Source organism: Exobacillus caeni (assembly GCF_005747095.1).
Taxonomy (GTDB): Bacteria; Bacillota; Bacilli; order Bacillales; family Guptibacillaceae; genus Exobacillus; species Exobacillus caeni.
In genome coordinates this window covers 43,084-58,864 of the sequence record NZ_SWLG01000006.1, presented here as the reverse complement: position 1 = coordinate 58,864, position 15,781 = coordinate 43,084, and the positions used below count along the sequence as shown (strand labels likewise).

At 42.0% G+C, this 15,781-nt stretch carries 14 protein-coding genes; all 14 read right to left on the bottom strand.

Annotated features, from left to right (window positions below; translation table 11 throughout):
- Window positions 1-29: 29 nt before the first annotated feature.
- The 14 genes from FCL54_RS09435 to topA all read right to left on the bottom strand — a co-directional run bounded on the left by FCL54_RS09435 (window position 30) and on the right by topA (window position 15,707).
- Window positions 30-1,670 carry a proline--tRNA ligase gene (locus tag FCL54_RS09435; RefSeq protein WP_138125728.1) on the bottom strand — a complete coding sequence of 547 codons (1,641 nt, stop codon included), beginning with the start codon at window positions 1,668-1,670 and terminating at the stop codon, window positions 30-32.
- A gap of 51 nt (window positions 1,671-1,721) precedes the next feature.
- Window positions 1,722-2,978, bottom strand: coding sequence for an RIP metalloprotease RseP (gene rseP / locus FCL54_RS09430; protein WP_138125726.1), 1,257 nt, complete (start codon window positions 2,976-2,978; stop codon window positions 1,722-1,724).
- Window positions 2,979-2,984: 6 nt separating this feature from the next.
- The gene (locus tag FCL54_RS09425) at window positions 2,985-4,142 is read right to left on the bottom strand and encodes a 1-deoxy-D-xylulose-5-phosphate reductoisomerase (RefSeq protein ID WP_138125724.1); all 1,158 of its coding nucleotides are present in this window, start codon (window positions 4,140-4,142) and stop codon (window positions 2,985-2,987) included.
- Window positions 4,143-4,241: 99 nt separating this feature from the next.
- Window positions 4,242-5,039, bottom strand: a complete 798-nt coding sequence (locus FCL54_RS09420; protein ID WP_138125722.1) for a phosphatidate cytidylyltransferase — start codon at window positions 5,037-5,039, stop codon at window positions 4,242-4,244.
- A gap of 15 nt (window positions 5,040-5,054) precedes the next feature.
- Window positions 5,055-5,825 carry an undecaprenyl pyrophosphate synthase gene (locus FCL54_RS09415; RefSeq protein WP_138125720.1) on the bottom strand — a complete coding sequence of 257 codons (771 nt, stop codon included), beginning with the start codon at window positions 5,823-5,825 and terminating at the stop codon, window positions 5,055-5,057.
- Window positions 5,826-6,072: 247 nt separating this feature from the next.
- Entirely contained in the window at window positions 6,073-6,630 is a 558-nt protein-coding gene (gene frr, locus FCL54_RS09410) for a ribosome recycling factor (RefSeq protein WP_138125718.1), read from the bottom strand.
- A gap of 1 nt (window position 6,631) precedes the next feature.
- Window positions 6,632-7,357 carry a UMP kinase gene (gene pyrH / locus FCL54_RS09405; protein ID WP_138125716.1) on the bottom strand — a complete coding sequence of 242 codons (726 nt, stop codon included), beginning with the start codon at window positions 7,355-7,357 and terminating at the stop codon, window positions 6,632-6,634.
- Window positions 7,358-7,443: 86 nt separating this feature from the next.
- Window positions 7,444-8,325, bottom strand: a complete 882-nt coding sequence (tsf, locus tag FCL54_RS09400; RefSeq protein WP_138125714.1) for a translation elongation factor Ts — start codon at window positions 8,323-8,325, stop codon at window positions 7,444-7,446.
- Between the two features lie 110 nt (window positions 8,326-8,435).
- Entirely contained in the window at window positions 8,436-9,134 is a 699-nt protein-coding gene (gene rpsB, locus FCL54_RS09395) for a 30S ribosomal protein S2 (protein WP_138125712.1), read from the bottom strand.
- A gap of 339 nt (window positions 9,135-9,473) precedes the next feature.
- Window positions 9,474-10,250, bottom strand: coding sequence for a GTP-sensing pleiotropic transcriptional regulator CodY (gene codY / locus FCL54_RS09390; RefSeq protein WP_138125710.1), 777 nt, complete (start codon window positions 10,248-10,250; stop codon window positions 9,474-9,476).
- Between the two features lie 19 nt (window positions 10,251-10,269).
- On the bottom strand, window positions 10,270-11,667 hold the full coding sequence (hslU, locus tag FCL54_RS09385; RefSeq protein ID WP_138125708.1) for an ATP-dependent protease ATPase subunit HslU: 1,398 nt from the start codon (window positions 11,665-11,667) through the stop codon (window positions 10,270-10,272).
- A 54-nt stretch (window positions 11,668-11,721) separates the two neighbouring features.
- A complete protein-coding gene (hslV, locus tag FCL54_RS09380) occupies window positions 11,722-12,270 on the bottom strand; it encodes an ATP-dependent protease subunit HslV (RefSeq protein WP_138125706.1) in 549 nt (182 codons plus the stop codon).
- 49 nt (window positions 12,271-12,319) lie between these two features.
- A complete protein-coding gene (gene xerC, locus FCL54_RS09375) occupies window positions 12,320-13,225 on the bottom strand; it encodes a tyrosine recombinase XerC (protein WP_138125704.1) in 906 nt (301 codons plus the stop codon).
- Between the two features lie 412 nt (window positions 13,226-13,637).
- A complete protein-coding gene (topA, locus tag FCL54_RS09370; protein WP_138125701.1) occupies window positions 13,638-15,707 on the bottom strand; it encodes a type I DNA topoisomerase in 2,070 nt (689 codons plus the stop codon).
- Window positions 15,708-15,781 lie beyond the last annotated feature (74 nt).

The following is a 15,781-nucleotide window of genomic DNA, read 5'->3' as shown; positions in this document are numbered from 1 at the left end:
CACCCCTCGACCCAGAGGCACCTTCAATCTTAATCTAAATTGTCCCACAGGCGCTTGAGCGTTGATTCCAGTTCAGAAGCATCCACTTCAAACGTTTCCCCTGTTTTTCTTACTTTCACTTCAACAATTCCATCGCCGGCTTTTTTACCGATTACAACTCGCAAAGGAATCCCGATCAAATCAGAATCTTTAAATTTAACACCCGCACGTTCTTTCCGGTCATCATATAAAACGTCATACTTTTCGCTTTTCAACTTTTCGTATAATTCTTCTCCAAGCTTGTTTTGTGCTTCGTCTTTCACATTAACAGCAATCAAGTGTACCTGGAATGGTGCAAGAGTTTTTGGCCAGAGAAGTCCGTTATCATCGTGCATTTGTTCTGCCACAGACGCCATTACACGTGAAACGCCTATCCCATAACAACCCATAATAATCGGCTGCGCTTTTCCGTTTTCATCCAAATAATTCGCACCCATCGCTTCACTGTACTTTGTTCCCAGTTTAAATACCTGTCCTACTTCGATTCCCTCAGCAAACTTAATCGTTCCCTTGCCGTCAGGAGATGGGTCTCCTTCCTTGATAAAACGTATATCTGTATAAGTATCAACTGGAATATCACGTTCTGGGTTAACGTTATGATACACTAACTCCTTATCAAGCCGGCAAATTCCATTCACCACACTTTTAACGGCATTGTCTGCAACAACTTTCACTCCGGAAACACCAACAGGATTCAGACCTTCCAGTTCATGTATTTCTTCAAGCATTTCAACTTCCAGTAAATGTTTAACTTTTACTTCATTGATCTCATGGTCTCCGCGGACAAGAACAATAATACGTTCTTCGCCTGACCGATAGGCCGAAAACTTAATGATTTTCTCTGCTCCCACTTCAGCTACAGAGTTCGTTTTTTCGAGTTCTTTTTCAGGTTCGCCGCTTTTTTCATACTGTACATGAACTTCAGTCATCTCGATGTTTGCAGCATAATCAGAAGAGTCAGAGTATGCGATTGTATCTTCGCCCACTTTAGATAATGCCATGAATTCTTCTGTATCCTTCCCACCCATTGCGCCGGAATCGGCAACAACCGGGCGAAAATCAAGGCCAAGCCTTGTGAAGATTTTAGAATATGTTTCATGCATTAACCGATAAGCATCATCAAGCTGCTCCTGGCTGGAGTGAAACGAATATGCATCCTTCATAATAAACTCTCGGCCACGCAGCAAGCCGAAACGCGGCCTTCTTTCATCCCGATACTTTGTTTGGATCTGGTACAGGATCACTGGCATTTGTTTATAAGAATTAAGCTCGTCTCGCACAAGGCTCGTAATGAGCTCTTCGTGGGTAGCACCTAGAGCGAACGGGCGATCATGACGGTCTTTAAGCCTCATGAGTTCGGGACCGTATACTTCCCATCTTCCTGTTTCCTGCCATAGCTCCGCAGGTTGGATTGCCGGCATCAGCAATTCCTGTGCACCTGCGCTGTCAAGCTCTTCGCGGATCACATCTTCAATTTTCCGAAGCACTCTCTTTCCTAAAGGCAAATAAGAATAAATCCCTGCAGCATTTTGCCGCATATAACCTGCACGAAGCAATAGCTGATGGCTGATCACCTCGGCATCAGCCGGTAATTCTCTTAGGGTAGGATTAAAATAGTGGGATTGTTTCATAACGTGCACCTCATTTCTACTATCGTACGTCAACTGGTTAAGATAACCGGCTTACAAGAAGAACTTATGAATATCATTCCATGTCACAACAAGCATCAATAACATTAAGAAGGCAAAACCGATAAAGTGTACAAGGCTTTCCTTTTGTGGATCAATGGGTTTGCCTCTGACTGCTTCAAGTCCGATAAATAGCAGCCTTCCTCCATCAAGAGCAGGCAATGGCAGCAGGTTAAAGATTCCAAGGTTAATGCTCAGGATCGCTGCCCAGCGCATTAAAACGAATATCCCGCCCTCGGCTGCTTGATCTGTATAGCTGTAGATGCCAACAGGGCCTGAGAGCTGGTCCAATGCGACCTGACCCGTAACAAGCTGGCCAACTCCGACTACTATCGCTTTTGTCCAATCAACGGTCGTAGAAAAACCATATGTTAATGAACGTATTAACGAAACTTCGTATGCTGGCTCCACCCCGATAAATCCGATCGGTTCCTGGCCTTCGACGGTTTCCCTTGATTCAGGAGTTACAGAAAGATCAACCCGCTCACCACTTCGTTCAACTTCCATCGCTAATTGGTTGTTGGCGTTTTGCTGGATGAGCGTCTCCATCGTGCTCCAGTCTTCTATTTTTGTGCCTTCGATCGAGACGATACGGTCACCGTCCATCAAGCCCGCTTCACTTGCACGGCTATCAGGGATAACCCTGTCTATCTGGTTAGTTGGCGTTCCCTGGAGAAGGCCGAATATTACCAGGATGACAAATGCCAGCAAAAAGTTCATTAACGGACCTGCAAAGATTGCAAGAAAACGGTCCCATAGGGACTTTGAACCGAACTGGCGATCATGGGGAGCGATCTGAAACTCTGAACCGTCCATATAATAATGGGCTTTATCATCAACTAGATAAACCTGTGCTGGTTCATCTTCATTCTCATATCCTCTAATGAATAACTTGTGCTCAAGATCCGCATCTTCAATGACAATTTCTTTTAAATTATTGAATTTCGATTTTTGATTGACAACAATTTTGCTCACTTTGTTATTTTTATTGAAAATCAAACCGATTCGGTGGCCCGGTTTTAAATCTATCATTTCCGGATCTTCACCGGCCATTCGAACAAATCCCCCAAGCGGAAGCAGGCGAATAGTATAGACTGTCTCGCCTTTTTTAATTGTAAACAACTTTGGTCCGAAGCCGATTGCAAACTCACGGCAAAGAATACCTGCTCTTTTGGCTAGAAGCAAATGCCCAAGCTCATGAAAAAAGACGAGCGCTCCAAAAATAATAATAATTGAAATAACGGTATTCATAATTTTTTACCACCTTTGTGTAATTAGTGACTGCACGAACTCGCGTGTTTGAGCATCGACTTCCACTATTTGCTCAAGGGAAGCATTTTGAACAGCTTCATGTTCATCCAATGACCGTTCAACTAGTTCTTCTATGGCTAAAAATTCAATATTACCTTTTAAGAAATGGTTAACCGCAACTTCATTGGCAGCATTAAGGACGGTAGGCATCGTTCCGCCCTCTTTGCCTGCCTGAAAAGCAAGAGCAAGGCATCTGTACCGCTCATAGTCTACCTGGCTGAAATGCAGTTTGCCTACTTCCCATAAGTTTAACGGTTTTGAACCTTTTATTTCAAGCCTTTCAGGAAAGCTTAGCGCGTATTGAATCGGAATCCTCATGTCCGGATTCCCTAGATGCGCCATAACACTTCCATCTATAAATTCTACCATGGAATGGATAATGCTTTCCTTGTGGAGCACAACATCAATTTTTTCATAAGGCATATCGAAAAACCAATGAGCTTCGATTACTTCAAGCCCTTTGTTCATCATTGTTGCCGAATCGATGGTGATTTTAGCACCCATCGACCAGTTTGGGTGATTGAGTGCGTCCTCTATGGTTACATTCTTCAGCTCGGATCTTTTTCTGTCTCGAAAGCTCCCTCCCGAACCAGTCAGGATCAACCGGCTGATTTCCTTTTCATTCTCTCCATTTAAACATTGAAAAATAGCTGAATGTTCACTATCGACAGGCAAGATTCTAACGTTATGCTTACTAGCAGCTTCCATCACGATATGCCCAGCAGTTACTAGTGTTTCCTTGTTCGCAAGCGCGATTGTTTTGCCGGTTTCAATCGCGGCAAGAGTAGGCGCAAGCCCTACGCTGCCTATCACAGCATTAACGAGTACTTCGGCATCAGGGAAAGTAGCAACTTCTATCAACCCTGTATCCCCATACACTACTTTTGTTTGAGCGGGAATATCATGTTGTAGTTTCTCTGCATCCTCTTTTTTTTGAACGCAAACGAGTTTAGGGGATAGTTTGTTGATTATTTCCAATCCCTTTTCTAAGTTCCTTCCCATCGAAAGGGCTTCTAGCGAAAAGGACTCCGGGTTAGATGCGATCACATCTACTGTCTGGGTTCCGATTGAGCCGGTAGCCCCTAACAAGCTGATTTTCTTCACTACTACAATTCCTCCATTTCTGGTAAGCGGCTTCTATTCCAGGAAGTTCTCTATTCTGGCGGCTTAATAAGCCGATTAACCTGACTGCGGGTGACTGGATTATGAAATAAGATGCAGCAAGTGCAGCAACGGAAATACAAAGATCATACTGTCAAATCGATCGAGTATCCCACCATGGCCTGGAAGAAGACGGCCGGAGTCTTTTACGCCATAATGCCGTTTGAAAGCAGATTCGACCAGGTCTCCAATTTGTCCGAAGACAGCAGTAAAAATAGCGATCAAGGTTACAAGAATCATCGAATCATATATCGGGTTAATCATATGGAAGATAACCGCTACGATAATCGCAGATACAATTCCTCCGACGGCTCCCTCAATCGTTTTATTAGGACTGATATGAGGCCAGAGCTTATGTTTTCCGATTGCTTTTCCAATAAAATAAGCACCTGAATCTGTAGCCCAGATTAAAAAGATAATAAAGAAAATAAGATAAAGTCCGTTGTCAAGCAGCCGCGTAGCCGACAAATAATAAAATCCAAGTCCTACATATAAGCCAGACATTAAAACAAACGCACTTTCATCAAAAGTATACCTATTTTTCGTCAAAACAGTCATCGTTAGTAAAATCAAGAGACCAAGAAACAATAAATCGATCTTACTAAAGATGCCAGATGTTGCTGTTTCAATCCAGGTTTCTGGAATAACCAGGACCCAGGTCCCGATCAGACCAAGTAATCCCGGCAACGAAAAGATCGAAATTTGTTTCATTTTTAAAAGTTCGTACATTCCAATCGTCGCAAGAATGGTTACAAGCAGCGAGAACCAAAATCCCCCCAGGATCACCATCATGATAAAAAGGGCTCCTGCAAGCACACCAGTAATAATTCGTTGCTTCATCTACTTTCCTCCTAATTACAATCCACCATATCGCCTGCCTCTGTGCTGATACTCAAGAATCGCCTGTACAAGATGGTCTTCCGTAAAATCGGGCCATAAAACATCGGTAAACCATAGTTCAGCATATGCCAGCTGCCAGAGCATAAAGTTGCTTAACCTAATTTCTCCGCTCGTCCTGATCAATAAATCCGGATCGGCAATATTGTTGTTGAGAAAGTAGTGAGCAATTGACTCTTCCGAAATATCTCCCTGCGATATCTTTCCTTCTTGTACGTCATTAATCAATTGTTTCACTGCATGGGTAATCTCATACCTGCTTCCATAATTCAAAGCAAAATTTAATATAAGGCCAGTATTATTTTTTGTTTGTTCTACCGCTTCCGAAACTGCTTTCAAGGTATGTCCGGGGAGCTGGTCTTTTTCCCCCATTATTTGTACCTGAACGTTTTGTTCTACAAGCTCCGGTAAATAGTTAATCAAGAATTGTTCAGGAAGCTTCATCAAGAAGTCAACCTCATCTTTTGGCCTTTTCCAATTTTCTGTAGAAAAGGCATACAGTGTTAACGTCTTAATGCCAAGACCGTTCGCTTTTCGGACAATTTTCTTTACTACTTTAACGCCTTCACGATGCCCTGCGATCCTGGGCAAGCCGCGTTTTTTAGCCCATCTCCCATTTCCGTCCATAATGATGGCCACATGGTTCGGTATCTTTTCCGGTAATATTGTTTCAGCAGTTTCTTCAGTGATCTCGTTCCGTTTTATCCAGTTTGAGAATTTCCCAAGCATTGTAAATCCTCCAATAAGGTTTTCAAAAGCAAGCACCTATCTATTTCTCTATTAGTTTTGTTCCCACAATCCCGGTATTCTTGGCCTGTTCAATCCTCAGGTGCTTCTCTTTTATTTTCAAAAAAACTATCAAAAATTGGTTTCACCTGCATGAATGCTAACAGAACATTGTCATACCGTTTTTAACAAAAAAACCCCCTGTGGGAAAAGAGGGTTCTTTTATTATACTATTTTACCTTTAAATCAATTATACTTCCATGATTTCTTTCTCTTTGTTATTAGCAACCGTGTCAGCTTCAGACACAAACTTGTCAGTTAGCTTTTGCACATCATCCGTGGAACGGCGAAGCTCATCCTCGGTGATTTCTCCGTCTTTTTCCATCTTCTTCAATTCATCATTTGAATCGCGGCGAATGTTCCTGATCGCAACTTTTGCTTCTTCCGCATATTTTTTAACAAGCTTCACTAGATCTTTACGGCGTTCTTCTGTAAGAGCTGGGATAGTGATTCGAATAACGTCCCCGTCATTAGAAGGAGTAAGGCCAAGGTCTGATTTTTGAATTGCTTTTTCAATATCGCCGAGTGCTGACTTGTCATAAGGCTGGATCAAAAGCATTCTTGCTTCTGGAACCGAAATACCAGCTAACTGATTAATCGGTGTCATCGCGCCATAATAATCGACCTGAACCTTGTCTAATAGTGAAGGATTAGCACGGCCTGCACGTAATGTTGCAAGTTCGCGTCGCAAACTAGAGATTGCTTTTTCCATTTTGTCCTGTGCATTGTTCATAACTTCTTTTGACATATTAGTTTCTCCCCTTTACAACTGTTCCAATTTCTTCGCCTAACACAGCTCGTTTAATATTTCCTTCTTCCATAATAGAGAATACTACTAATGGGATATCGTTGTCCATACATAAAGAAGAAGCCGTTGAATCCATTACTGCTAAGCCTTCTTTTAACACATCCAAATAGGAAAGCGTCTGATATTTCTTTGCAGTTGAATCCACTTTGGGGTCAGCGGAATAAACGCCATCGACGTTGTTCTTAGCCATTAAAATCACTTCGGCCTCAATCTCAGCCGCTCTTAATGCAGCTGTAGTATCGGTTGAAAAATACGGATTCCCTGTTCCTGCTGCAAAGATCACCACACGTTTCTTCTCAAGGTGGCGGATTGCCTTTCTGCGAATGTAAGGCTCAGCAACCTGGCGCATTTCGATAGAAGTTTGCACTCTTGTTTCTACGCCGTTTGTTTCAAGGCTGTCCTGAAGCGCTAATGAATTCATCACAGTAGCAAGCATTCCCATGTAGTCTGCTGTAGCACGGTCCATCCCCATTTCACTTCCGACTTTTCCTCTCCAAAGGTTGCCGCCGCCTACTACTACTGCAACTTCAACACCTAACTCAACTATTTCCCTTACTTGCTTTGCAATCGATTGGACTACTACAGGGGAGATTCCAGACCCTTCTCCTCCTGCCAGTGCTTCACCGCTAAGCTTTAGAACGACTCTCTTATATTTTGCTTCGCTCATTAGTTACCTCCAGAAAAGTAAAGATTTAAGACAAATTACTCTTTTCTTGAAAAATAGGGAACACAACGTGTTCCCTATTACCTCAATTATTTCTTAACTTGGGACATAACTTCCTCTGCAAAGTTATCCTCACGCTTCTCCATGCCTTCTCCTACTTCATAACGAATAAAGCCTTTTACGGAAGCACCTTTTGATTTTACATATTTGCCTACTTTTTGGTCTGTATCTTTAATGAATGCCTGATCGACTAAGGAAATTTCTTCAAAGAATTTGTTCAGGCGGCCTTCAACCATTTTTTCAACGATATTCTCAGGCTTGCCTTCGTTAAGAGCCTGTGTTTTTAAAACTTCACGCTCACGGTCAATTTCTTCAGCAGGCACTGCATCACGTGTAACATAGCGAGGGTTTACAGCTGCAACGTGCATCGCAACATCTTTCGCAAGTTCATCGTCATTAGTACCTTCAAGCAATGTTAGAACACCGATGCGTCCACCCATGTGAAGGTAAGCTCCAAAAACGTCGTTATCTGTTTTTTCAGCTACTGTAAAGCGGCGAAGAGAAATCTTTTCACCGATCTTAGCAATCGCATTGTTCAAGTACTCCTGTACAGTTTGTCCATTGTCCATTTTTTGCTCAAGCGCAACATCAACAGATTCAGGATTGTTTGCAAGTAAGTGCTTGGAAACGTCGTTTACAAGTGTTTTAAAACCTTCATTTTTCGCTACGAAGTCTGTTTCAGAGTTAATTTCAACGATGACCGCTTTGTTGCCTTCCACTTCGATGTTTGTTGTACCTTCAGCTGCGATGCGGTCCGCTTTTTTAGCTGCTTTTGCAATCCCTTTTTCACGAAGCCAGTCAACCGCTTTTTCCATATCACCATCGTTTTCTTGAAGTGCTTTCTTGCAGTCCATCATACCTGCGCCTGTCTTCTCACGTAATTCTTTTACCATTTGTGCTGTTACTGCCATGATAAAATTCCTCCTTAATATCTAATATATGTATCTTTACCCAAAAGTTCTCACTTTAAAAAAAGGGCAATAAAGGGTTTGTCCCCTTTATCACCCTTTTGGTTCATTTCTTATGCTGATGTTTCTTCGCCTTGATTCACTTCTAAAACAGCGTCAGCCATCTTTCCAGTTAGAAGTTTAACCGCACGGATAGCATCATCGTTACCTGGGATAACATAATCAACTTCATCAGGGTCGCAGTTGGTGTCAACGATCGCTACGATAGGGATGTTTAGCTTTTTAGCTTCCGCAATCGCAATGCGCTCTTTACGAGGATCGATAACAAACAATGCGTCAGGAAGAGTGTTCATGTCTTTGATTCCGCCAAGGAATTTCTCAAGACGTTCCATTTCCTTCTTAAGAAGGATTACTTCTTTTTTAGGAAGAACTTCGAAAGTTCCGTCTTCTTCCATCTTTTCAAGTTCTTTCAAACGGTTGATACGCTTACGGATTGTTTCGAAGTTAGTAAGCGTTCCGCCTAACCAGCGCTGGTTGATGTAATATTGTCCAGCACGCTCAGCTTCTTCTTTCACAGAATCCTGCGCTTGTTTTTTAGTTCCTACGAAAAGAACTTTTCCTCCGTCTTGTGCTACTTCACGTACGAAGTTGAACGCCTCTTCTACTTTTTTAACGGTTTTTTGAAGATCGATAATGTAGATGCCGTTTCTTTCTGTAAAGATGTAAGGCTTCATTTTTGGGTTCCAACGGCGTGTTTGATGACCGAAGTGTACCCCAGCTTCTAAAAGCTGTTTCATTGAAATAACTGCCATGATAATTTCCTCCTAATGGTTTTTTTCCTCCGCTCGCATCCTTTTCAAGGAAAACTGCAATGCAGCACCAAATCCTTGAATCAACAAGCGTGTGTGCTTAACACCAAAAGTAACTATACCATATTGCCGAACCAGTCGCAAGTTAAAAGGCAAAATTCACTTATTCCAAACGCCCTCTCCATTAATCCCAGAACCATTCATTTTAAACGAGCTTGCCGAAACGTAAAACTGGGTGCCTGGCACCATCAGTGGACAGTTGTCCATTTTCGGTGCCAGGCACCTAAAGAGACGCAAAAGAAAAACCATTTTATCAAAAGATAAAACGGTTCTTCAAACTTATTATTGGGTTTTAAGTTTTGAAAGCTCAACAAGGAACTTGTCGTTTAGTACTTTGATATATGTTCCTTTCATTCCAAGGGAGCGTGATTCGATAACGCCAGCACTTTCCAGCTTACGAAGTGCATTAACGATAACAGAACGGGTGATTCCTACACGGTCTGCAATTTTACTTGCTACTAGCAAGCCTTCGTTTCCTTCGAGTTCCTCGAAGATATGCTCGATCGCCTCAAGTTCACTGTAAGAAAGGGAGCTGATAGCCATTTGTACGACTGCTTTATTTCTTGCTTCTTCTTCGATTTCTTCCGCTTTTTCTTGAAGGATTTCCATTCCTACAACTGTTGCGCCATATTCAGCGAGAATAAGATCATCGTCTGAAAAACTAGTGCTTAGACGGGAAAGGATAAGTGTTCCAAGCCTTTCTCCTCCGCCAACGATTGGTACGATAGTAGTCAGGCCTGATTCAAACAGGTCGCGGTTTTCTACAGGGAACGCTGTATATTCACTTTCAACGCTAAGGTTAGAAGAAGTTTCAGTAATATTAAATAGGTTCTTCGTATACTCCTCAGGGAACTGGCGTTCAGCAAACATATTTTTCATACGTTCGTTTTCAATTTCCTGATTAACCGCAATCCCGAGAAGCTTGCCTCGGCGGCTTACCACATAAATATTTGCACTGATTGCATCTCTCAGTGTTTCGGCCATATCTGTAAAGTTTACCGGCCCCTCTGACTTTTGCAGCATTCCGTTAATTTTTCTTGTTTTTTCTAATAAGTTCATTATTATTGCCTCCTATGTACTATAGAATATATTGACTCAGGTCTCTGTTCCTTGCTATGGACGCTAGTTTTTCCTCTACATATTCTGGTGTGATGTCGACCTTTTCCAGGTTAATGTCGGGAGCTTCAAATGAGAGATCCTCAAGTAACCTTTCAAGGATTGTATGCAGCCTTCTTGCTCCGATATTATCCGTTTCCTCGTTCACTTCTGTCGCAATTGTTGCAATCTTACGAATAGCTTCGTCAGAAAATTCAACATTTATACCTTCTGTTTCCAATAATGCTCGATATTGTTTAATCAAAGCATTATCAGGTTCCACTAAAATTCGAACGAAGTCATCCACATCCAGATTGGACAGCTCAACACGAATCGGGAAACGCCCCTGCAATTCTGGAATCAAGTCAGATGGCTTTGCGACATGAAACGCGCCTGCTGCTATGAACAACACATGGTCAGTCTTCACGGGGCCATATTTTGTCACCACAGTCGACCCTTCTACGATAGGCAGAATGTCCCTTTGCACGCCTTCTCTTGAAACATCTGCTGATTGCTGGCCTTTTCCTGTGATTTTATCAATCTCATCTATAAAAATGATACCCGACTGCTCAGCTCTTGAAACAGCTTCCTGTCCGACCTCATCCATATCGATCAACTTTGAAGCTTCATCCTGTGTCAAAACCTTCCTAGCTTCTGAGACCGGAAGTTTCCGCTTTTTCTTTTTCTTAGGCACAAGATTGCCTAACATATCCTGCATGTTCATTCCCATTTGTTCCATGCCCGAGCCCTGGAACATATCGAACATTGATGTCGACTGTTCTTCTACTTCAACGGTGACCATATGGTCTTCCAGCTCACCCATTGCAAGTTTGTGTGCAACCTGTTTCCGCCTCTGGCTAATGTTCTGGTCTTCCGTTTGTTCAGCAGTTCTTTCTTCTCCATTGTTGTTCTGATTGCCAAATAGCATTTCAAACGGGTTTTTATATGAATTCTGTTTTTGTTTGGAAGGAACGATTAACTCAACAAGGCGCTTGTTGGCGTTTTCCTCTGCTTTTTCTTTTACAGATTCCATTTTTTCTTCTTTTACAAGCCTTACCGATGTTTCTACAAGATCGCGAACCATCGATTCTACATCACGGCCAACATAACCGACTTCTGTAAACTTTGTCGCTTCTAGCTTTATAAACGGAGCACCTACGAGCTTCGCTAGCCTTCTGGCTATTTCAGTCTTACCGACGCCTGTCGGTCCGATCATCAAAATATTTTTAGGGCTGATTTCATCCTTTAGCTTTTCACTTAGTTTGCTCCTGCGGTATCTGTTACGAAGCGCAACCGCGACCGCTTTTTTTGCCTTATTCTGTCCGACAATATATTGATCTAATTTCTCTACAATCTGACGTGGCGTTAATGCGTTTGTCATAATATCCCCCTCGATTCTAATTTCGAAAGAATGGTGAGGCATGAAAGTCTGCTCTTATTCAGACAATGTTTCTAATATAATATTGTCATTGGTATAGACGCAGATTTCTGAAGCGATTTCCATTGAAGACCTCGCTATTTCAGAAGCCGACATGTCACTGCTGAATCTTTTCAAAGCTCTTCCAGCTGAAAGGGCATAATTTGAACCTGAACCTATGGAAAGAATTCCGTCGTCCGGTTCGATAACCTCTCCTGTTCCAGATACGAGAAGAAGCTGTTCTTTATTCATGACGATCAACATCGCTTCCAGCTTTCTAAGCACTTTATCGCTGCGCCATTCTTTTGCAAGCTCTACTGCAGCTCTTTGCAAATTCCCGTTATACTCCTCTAGCTTCGCTTCAAACTTTTCAAAAAGTGTAAATGCATCTGCAACAGAACCTGCAAACCCTGCAATGACTTTACCTCTATATAATGTACGTACCTTCCTTGCCGTATGTTTCATCACAACTGCATTTCCAAATGTTACCTGGCCATCGCCGGCCATTGCACATTCTCCTTTATGGTGAATCGCAAATATCGTAGTGGCATGAAAGGAATGCTCCATTTCAGTTTACCCCCTTTTCTTGTTTTACCGTTCCGGCATGAAAGAGCAGCTAAGCTCTTGGATGGTGATTATCGTATACTTGCTTTAATCGATCCTTTGTGACATGCGTGTAAATCTGTGTAGAGGACAGATGGGAATGGCCGAGCAATTCTTGCACCGCCCTTAAATCGGCCCCTTCATTTAGCAAATGTGTTGCAAACGTGTGCCTTAGCATATGCGGGTTAATATGTATATGAAGCGCCGCATCTTTCATAACCTTATCGAGGATTACTCTGACTCCCCTTGCTGTTAGTCGTTTTCCTCGATGATTCAAGAATAAAGCTTTCTCGTTGTCTTCATTCTTGCCCAAAAGCTTCTTTCTTCCATCATTTATATAGTTATGCAATGCATCGAGCGAAAAGCTGCCGATCGGCACATAACGTACTTTTCTTCCTTTTCCAATAACAAAGATCGTATCGATGGAAAAATCGATGTCATCAACATCCAGTGAACAGCATTCACTGACCCTTATCCCGGAAGCATACAGCAATTCAAGCAGGGCCTGGTTGCGCTGGCCTAATGGCGTAGAAAGATCATGTACATCAAACAGCTTTTCAAGCTCTTCCATATACAAAAACTGCGGCAGACGCTGGTCTTTTTTAGGAAGAGAGCTCATTGCAAAAGGGTTGACTGTTATCTGTTCTTCCCTGATCAAAAAACGATAAAACGTCCGCAAGCATGAAACCTTCCTTGCGACCGTTTTTCTTGCATATGCCTTTTCGTGCAGTTCAGTAAGATATAACCTTACGTCTGCATACGAAACAGCAGCAAATGAGTCAATGGCTTGCTGCTTAAGAAAGGTCATAAAATGTTCAATGTCCTTTGAATAGTTATTGATCGTATGTGGCGAACAATTCTTTTCAATCTTAAGGTATCCCATAAATTGGTCAATCTCAACACGTTGATATTCCTGCACATTTATCACCTCAAAAGGGCTTCTAAATCGTAACACAATTCAGAAGCCCTTGCAATATGAATTTACAAATTTTTTATAAATTTCTGAATTGTTTCCCGCAACTGAATTTTTCTGCCGCTTAGAGCCTTCTTTTAGCATCCTGATCCTTGCTTTAGGAAAGAAAAAAGCAAAAATCAAGTACCTGACAAACGGTTACCCTCTAACCAAGTAAAGTCTAGCAGGCTTTATATATGGAATCAAGCAAGAAGGTATTGTTACCAGAGTTTTTCCTCCATGAGAAAAAGTTAAAACTTCGTGTGGCATCCAACTTCATGAACATTTGGAAACCTACTAAATAATAATGCTACAAAAACTTTTCCATGGCAGCCCTTTTGTATGAACTGCCATGTTATCTCATGAAAGATGTCTTCGGTTAGTTTTGTTCTTCCGTATAGTCACAGTTAACGCACTTGATTTCTTTTTTCTTTTTCGTCTTTTTCTCAACGAGCATACTATTGCACTTTGGACACTTACGCTTGATCGGTTTATCCCATGAAAGGAACTCGCATTCAGGAAAGCGGTCACATCCGTAAAAGAGACGGTTCTTTTTACTTTTCCTTTCAACGATGTTTCCCTCTTTACAACTAGGGCATTTTACACCGACCTCTTTTAAAATCGGTTTTGTGTTCCTGCAGTCAGGAAAATTTGAGCAAGCCATAAATTTTCCATACCGGCCCATTTTGATTACCATCGGAGAGCCGCATTTTTCACAATCTTCTCCCGCAGGTTCATCTTTTATCTCTACTTCTTTCATTTCTTCTTCCGCAACTTCAAGCCGCTTGCTGAAATTTTTATAAAACTCGTCGATGATCTCGATCCAGTTTTCTTGCCCATCTTCAATTTCATCCAGATTATTTTCAAGCTTTGCAGTAAATTCTACATCGATGATATCCGGAAAGAATTCTAACACTAGATCCAGAACAATTTCACCAAGTTCAGTAGGCACAAACTTTCGGTCTTCTAATGCAACATATCCGCGTCGCTGTATCGTATCGAGTGTCGGCGCATAGGTGGATGGCCTTCCGATTCCAAGCTCTTCCATCGTTTTAACAAGACGTGCTTCAGAATACCTTGGCGGCGGCTGAGTGAAATGCTGAGAAGGTTCGATATCTTTCGCCTGTGCGTTCATTCCCTCCTGTAAATCCGGAAGCATTTTATCTTCTTCCTTCTTGTTATCATCATTTCCTTCCACATACACTTTCATAAAGCCAGGGAACTTTACTTTTGAGCCGGTCGCCCTGAAAATGACGCCCTCATTCGTAAGATCAACGCTCATCGTATCCATAATGGCAGAAGCCATCTGGCTTGCAACAAACCGTTCCCAGATCAGTTTATACAGTCTGTTCTGATCCCGGCTTAAATATTTCTTCATCGAAGCAGGATCTCTTACTACAGATGTCGGCCTGACCGCTTCATGGGCATCCTGGGATTTTTCGGATTGTTTCTTTGCTTTTTTGTTTGTCCCTTGATACTTGCTTCCGTATTTTTGCTCAATGTACGATGATGCTTCGCTTTTCGCTGTTTCTGAAATACGGGTAGAATCCGTTCTCATGTAAGTGATGAGACCGACTGTATCCTTTCCGATCTCGATCCCTTCATATAGTTGTTGAGCGATCATCATTGTTTTCTTTGCGCGGAAATTTAACTTCCTCGCTGCTTCCTGCTGTAGAGAAGACGTAGTAAATGGAGGTGCGGGATTCCTTCTTCGTTCTTTCTTTTGAACTGACTTAATTAAGAAATCTTCCCCTTTTATCCTTTTTAAAATATTATTTACCTCGTCTTCATTAGAAAGGTCGAGTTTTTTTTCATCAGCGCCATAAAAATGTGCGTCAAATGTTTCTCCGTCTTTTTCAAATTCCGCATTGATCTTCCAATATTCTTCTGGTTTAAATTCCTGGATTTCTTTTTCCCGCTCAACTATTAAACGAACAGCTACGGATTGGACACGCCCGGCGCTAAGTCCCTTTTTAACTTTTTTCCATAACAAAGGGCTAATATTATACCCAACGAGCCGATCCAGAATCCTTCTGGCCTGCTGGGCATCGACAAGATCCATGTTAATCGATCTTGGCCGTTTAAAAGCGTCCTTCACCGCATCTTTTGTAATTTCGTTAAAAACGACACGGCAGTCTGTGTGTTCATCTATGTTTAAGCTATGTGCCAGATGCCATGCAATCGCTTCTCCTTCACGGTCGGGGTCGGCAGCAAGATATACTTTTTTAGCTTTTTTGGCTGCATCTTTTAATTCTTTTAAAACCGGCCCTTTTCCGCGAATAGTGATATATTTAGGGTTATAACTGTCTTCTACATCTACCCCCATTTGACTGCGGGGCAGATCCCGAACATGTCCCATCGAGGCTTTAACCTTGTATTTTTTACCTAAATATTTCTCGATCGTTTTAGCTTTAGCGGGAGATTCAACGATGACTAGATAATCTACCACAGTATGTTTCCTCCCCCCATCAGAGGTATTTTGAAATCTTCACTATTATTAAATATTCAATTATCTTTTGTCAA

Coding starts and splice junctions, on each gene's coding strand:
- FCL54_RS09435 (WP_138125728.1), bottom strand. CDS start 1,670: ATGAAACAATCCCACTATTTTAATCCTACCCTAAGAGAATTACCGGCT.
- rseP (WP_138125726.1), bottom strand. CDS start 2,978: ATGAATACCGTTATTTCAATTATTATTATTTTTGGAGCGCTCGTCTTT.
- FCL54_RS09420 (WP_138125722.1), bottom strand. CDS start 5,039: ATGAAGCAACGAATTATTACTGGTGTGCTTGCAGGAGCCCTTTTTATC.
- FCL54_RS09415 (WP_138125720.1), bottom strand. CDS start 5,825: ATGCTTGGGAAATTCTCAAACTGGATAAAACGGAACGAGATCACTGAA.
- frr (WP_138125718.1), bottom strand. CDS start 6,630: ATGTCAAAAGAAGTTATGAACAATGCACAGGACAAAATGGAAAAAGCA.
- pyrH (WP_138125716.1), bottom strand. CDS start 7,357: ATGAGCGAAGCAAAATATAAGAGAGTCGTTCTAAAGCTTAGCGGTGAA.
- tsf (WP_138125714.1), bottom strand. CDS start 8,325: ATGGCAGTAACAGCACAAATGGTAAAAGAATTACGTGAGAAGACAGGC.
- rpsB (WP_138125712.1), bottom strand. CDS start 9,134: ATGGCAGTTATTTCAATGAAACAGCTTTTAGAAGCTGGGGTACACTTC.
- codY (WP_138125710.1), bottom strand. CDS start 10,250: ATGAACTTATTAGAAAAAACAAGAAAAATTAACGGAATGCTGCAAAAG.
- hslU (WP_138125708.1), bottom strand. CDS start 11,667: ATGACAAACGCATTAACGCCACGTCAGATTGTAGAGAAATTAGATCAA.
- hslV (WP_138125706.1), bottom strand. CDS start 12,270: ATGGAGCATTCCTTTCATGCCACTACGATATTTGCGATTCACCATAAA.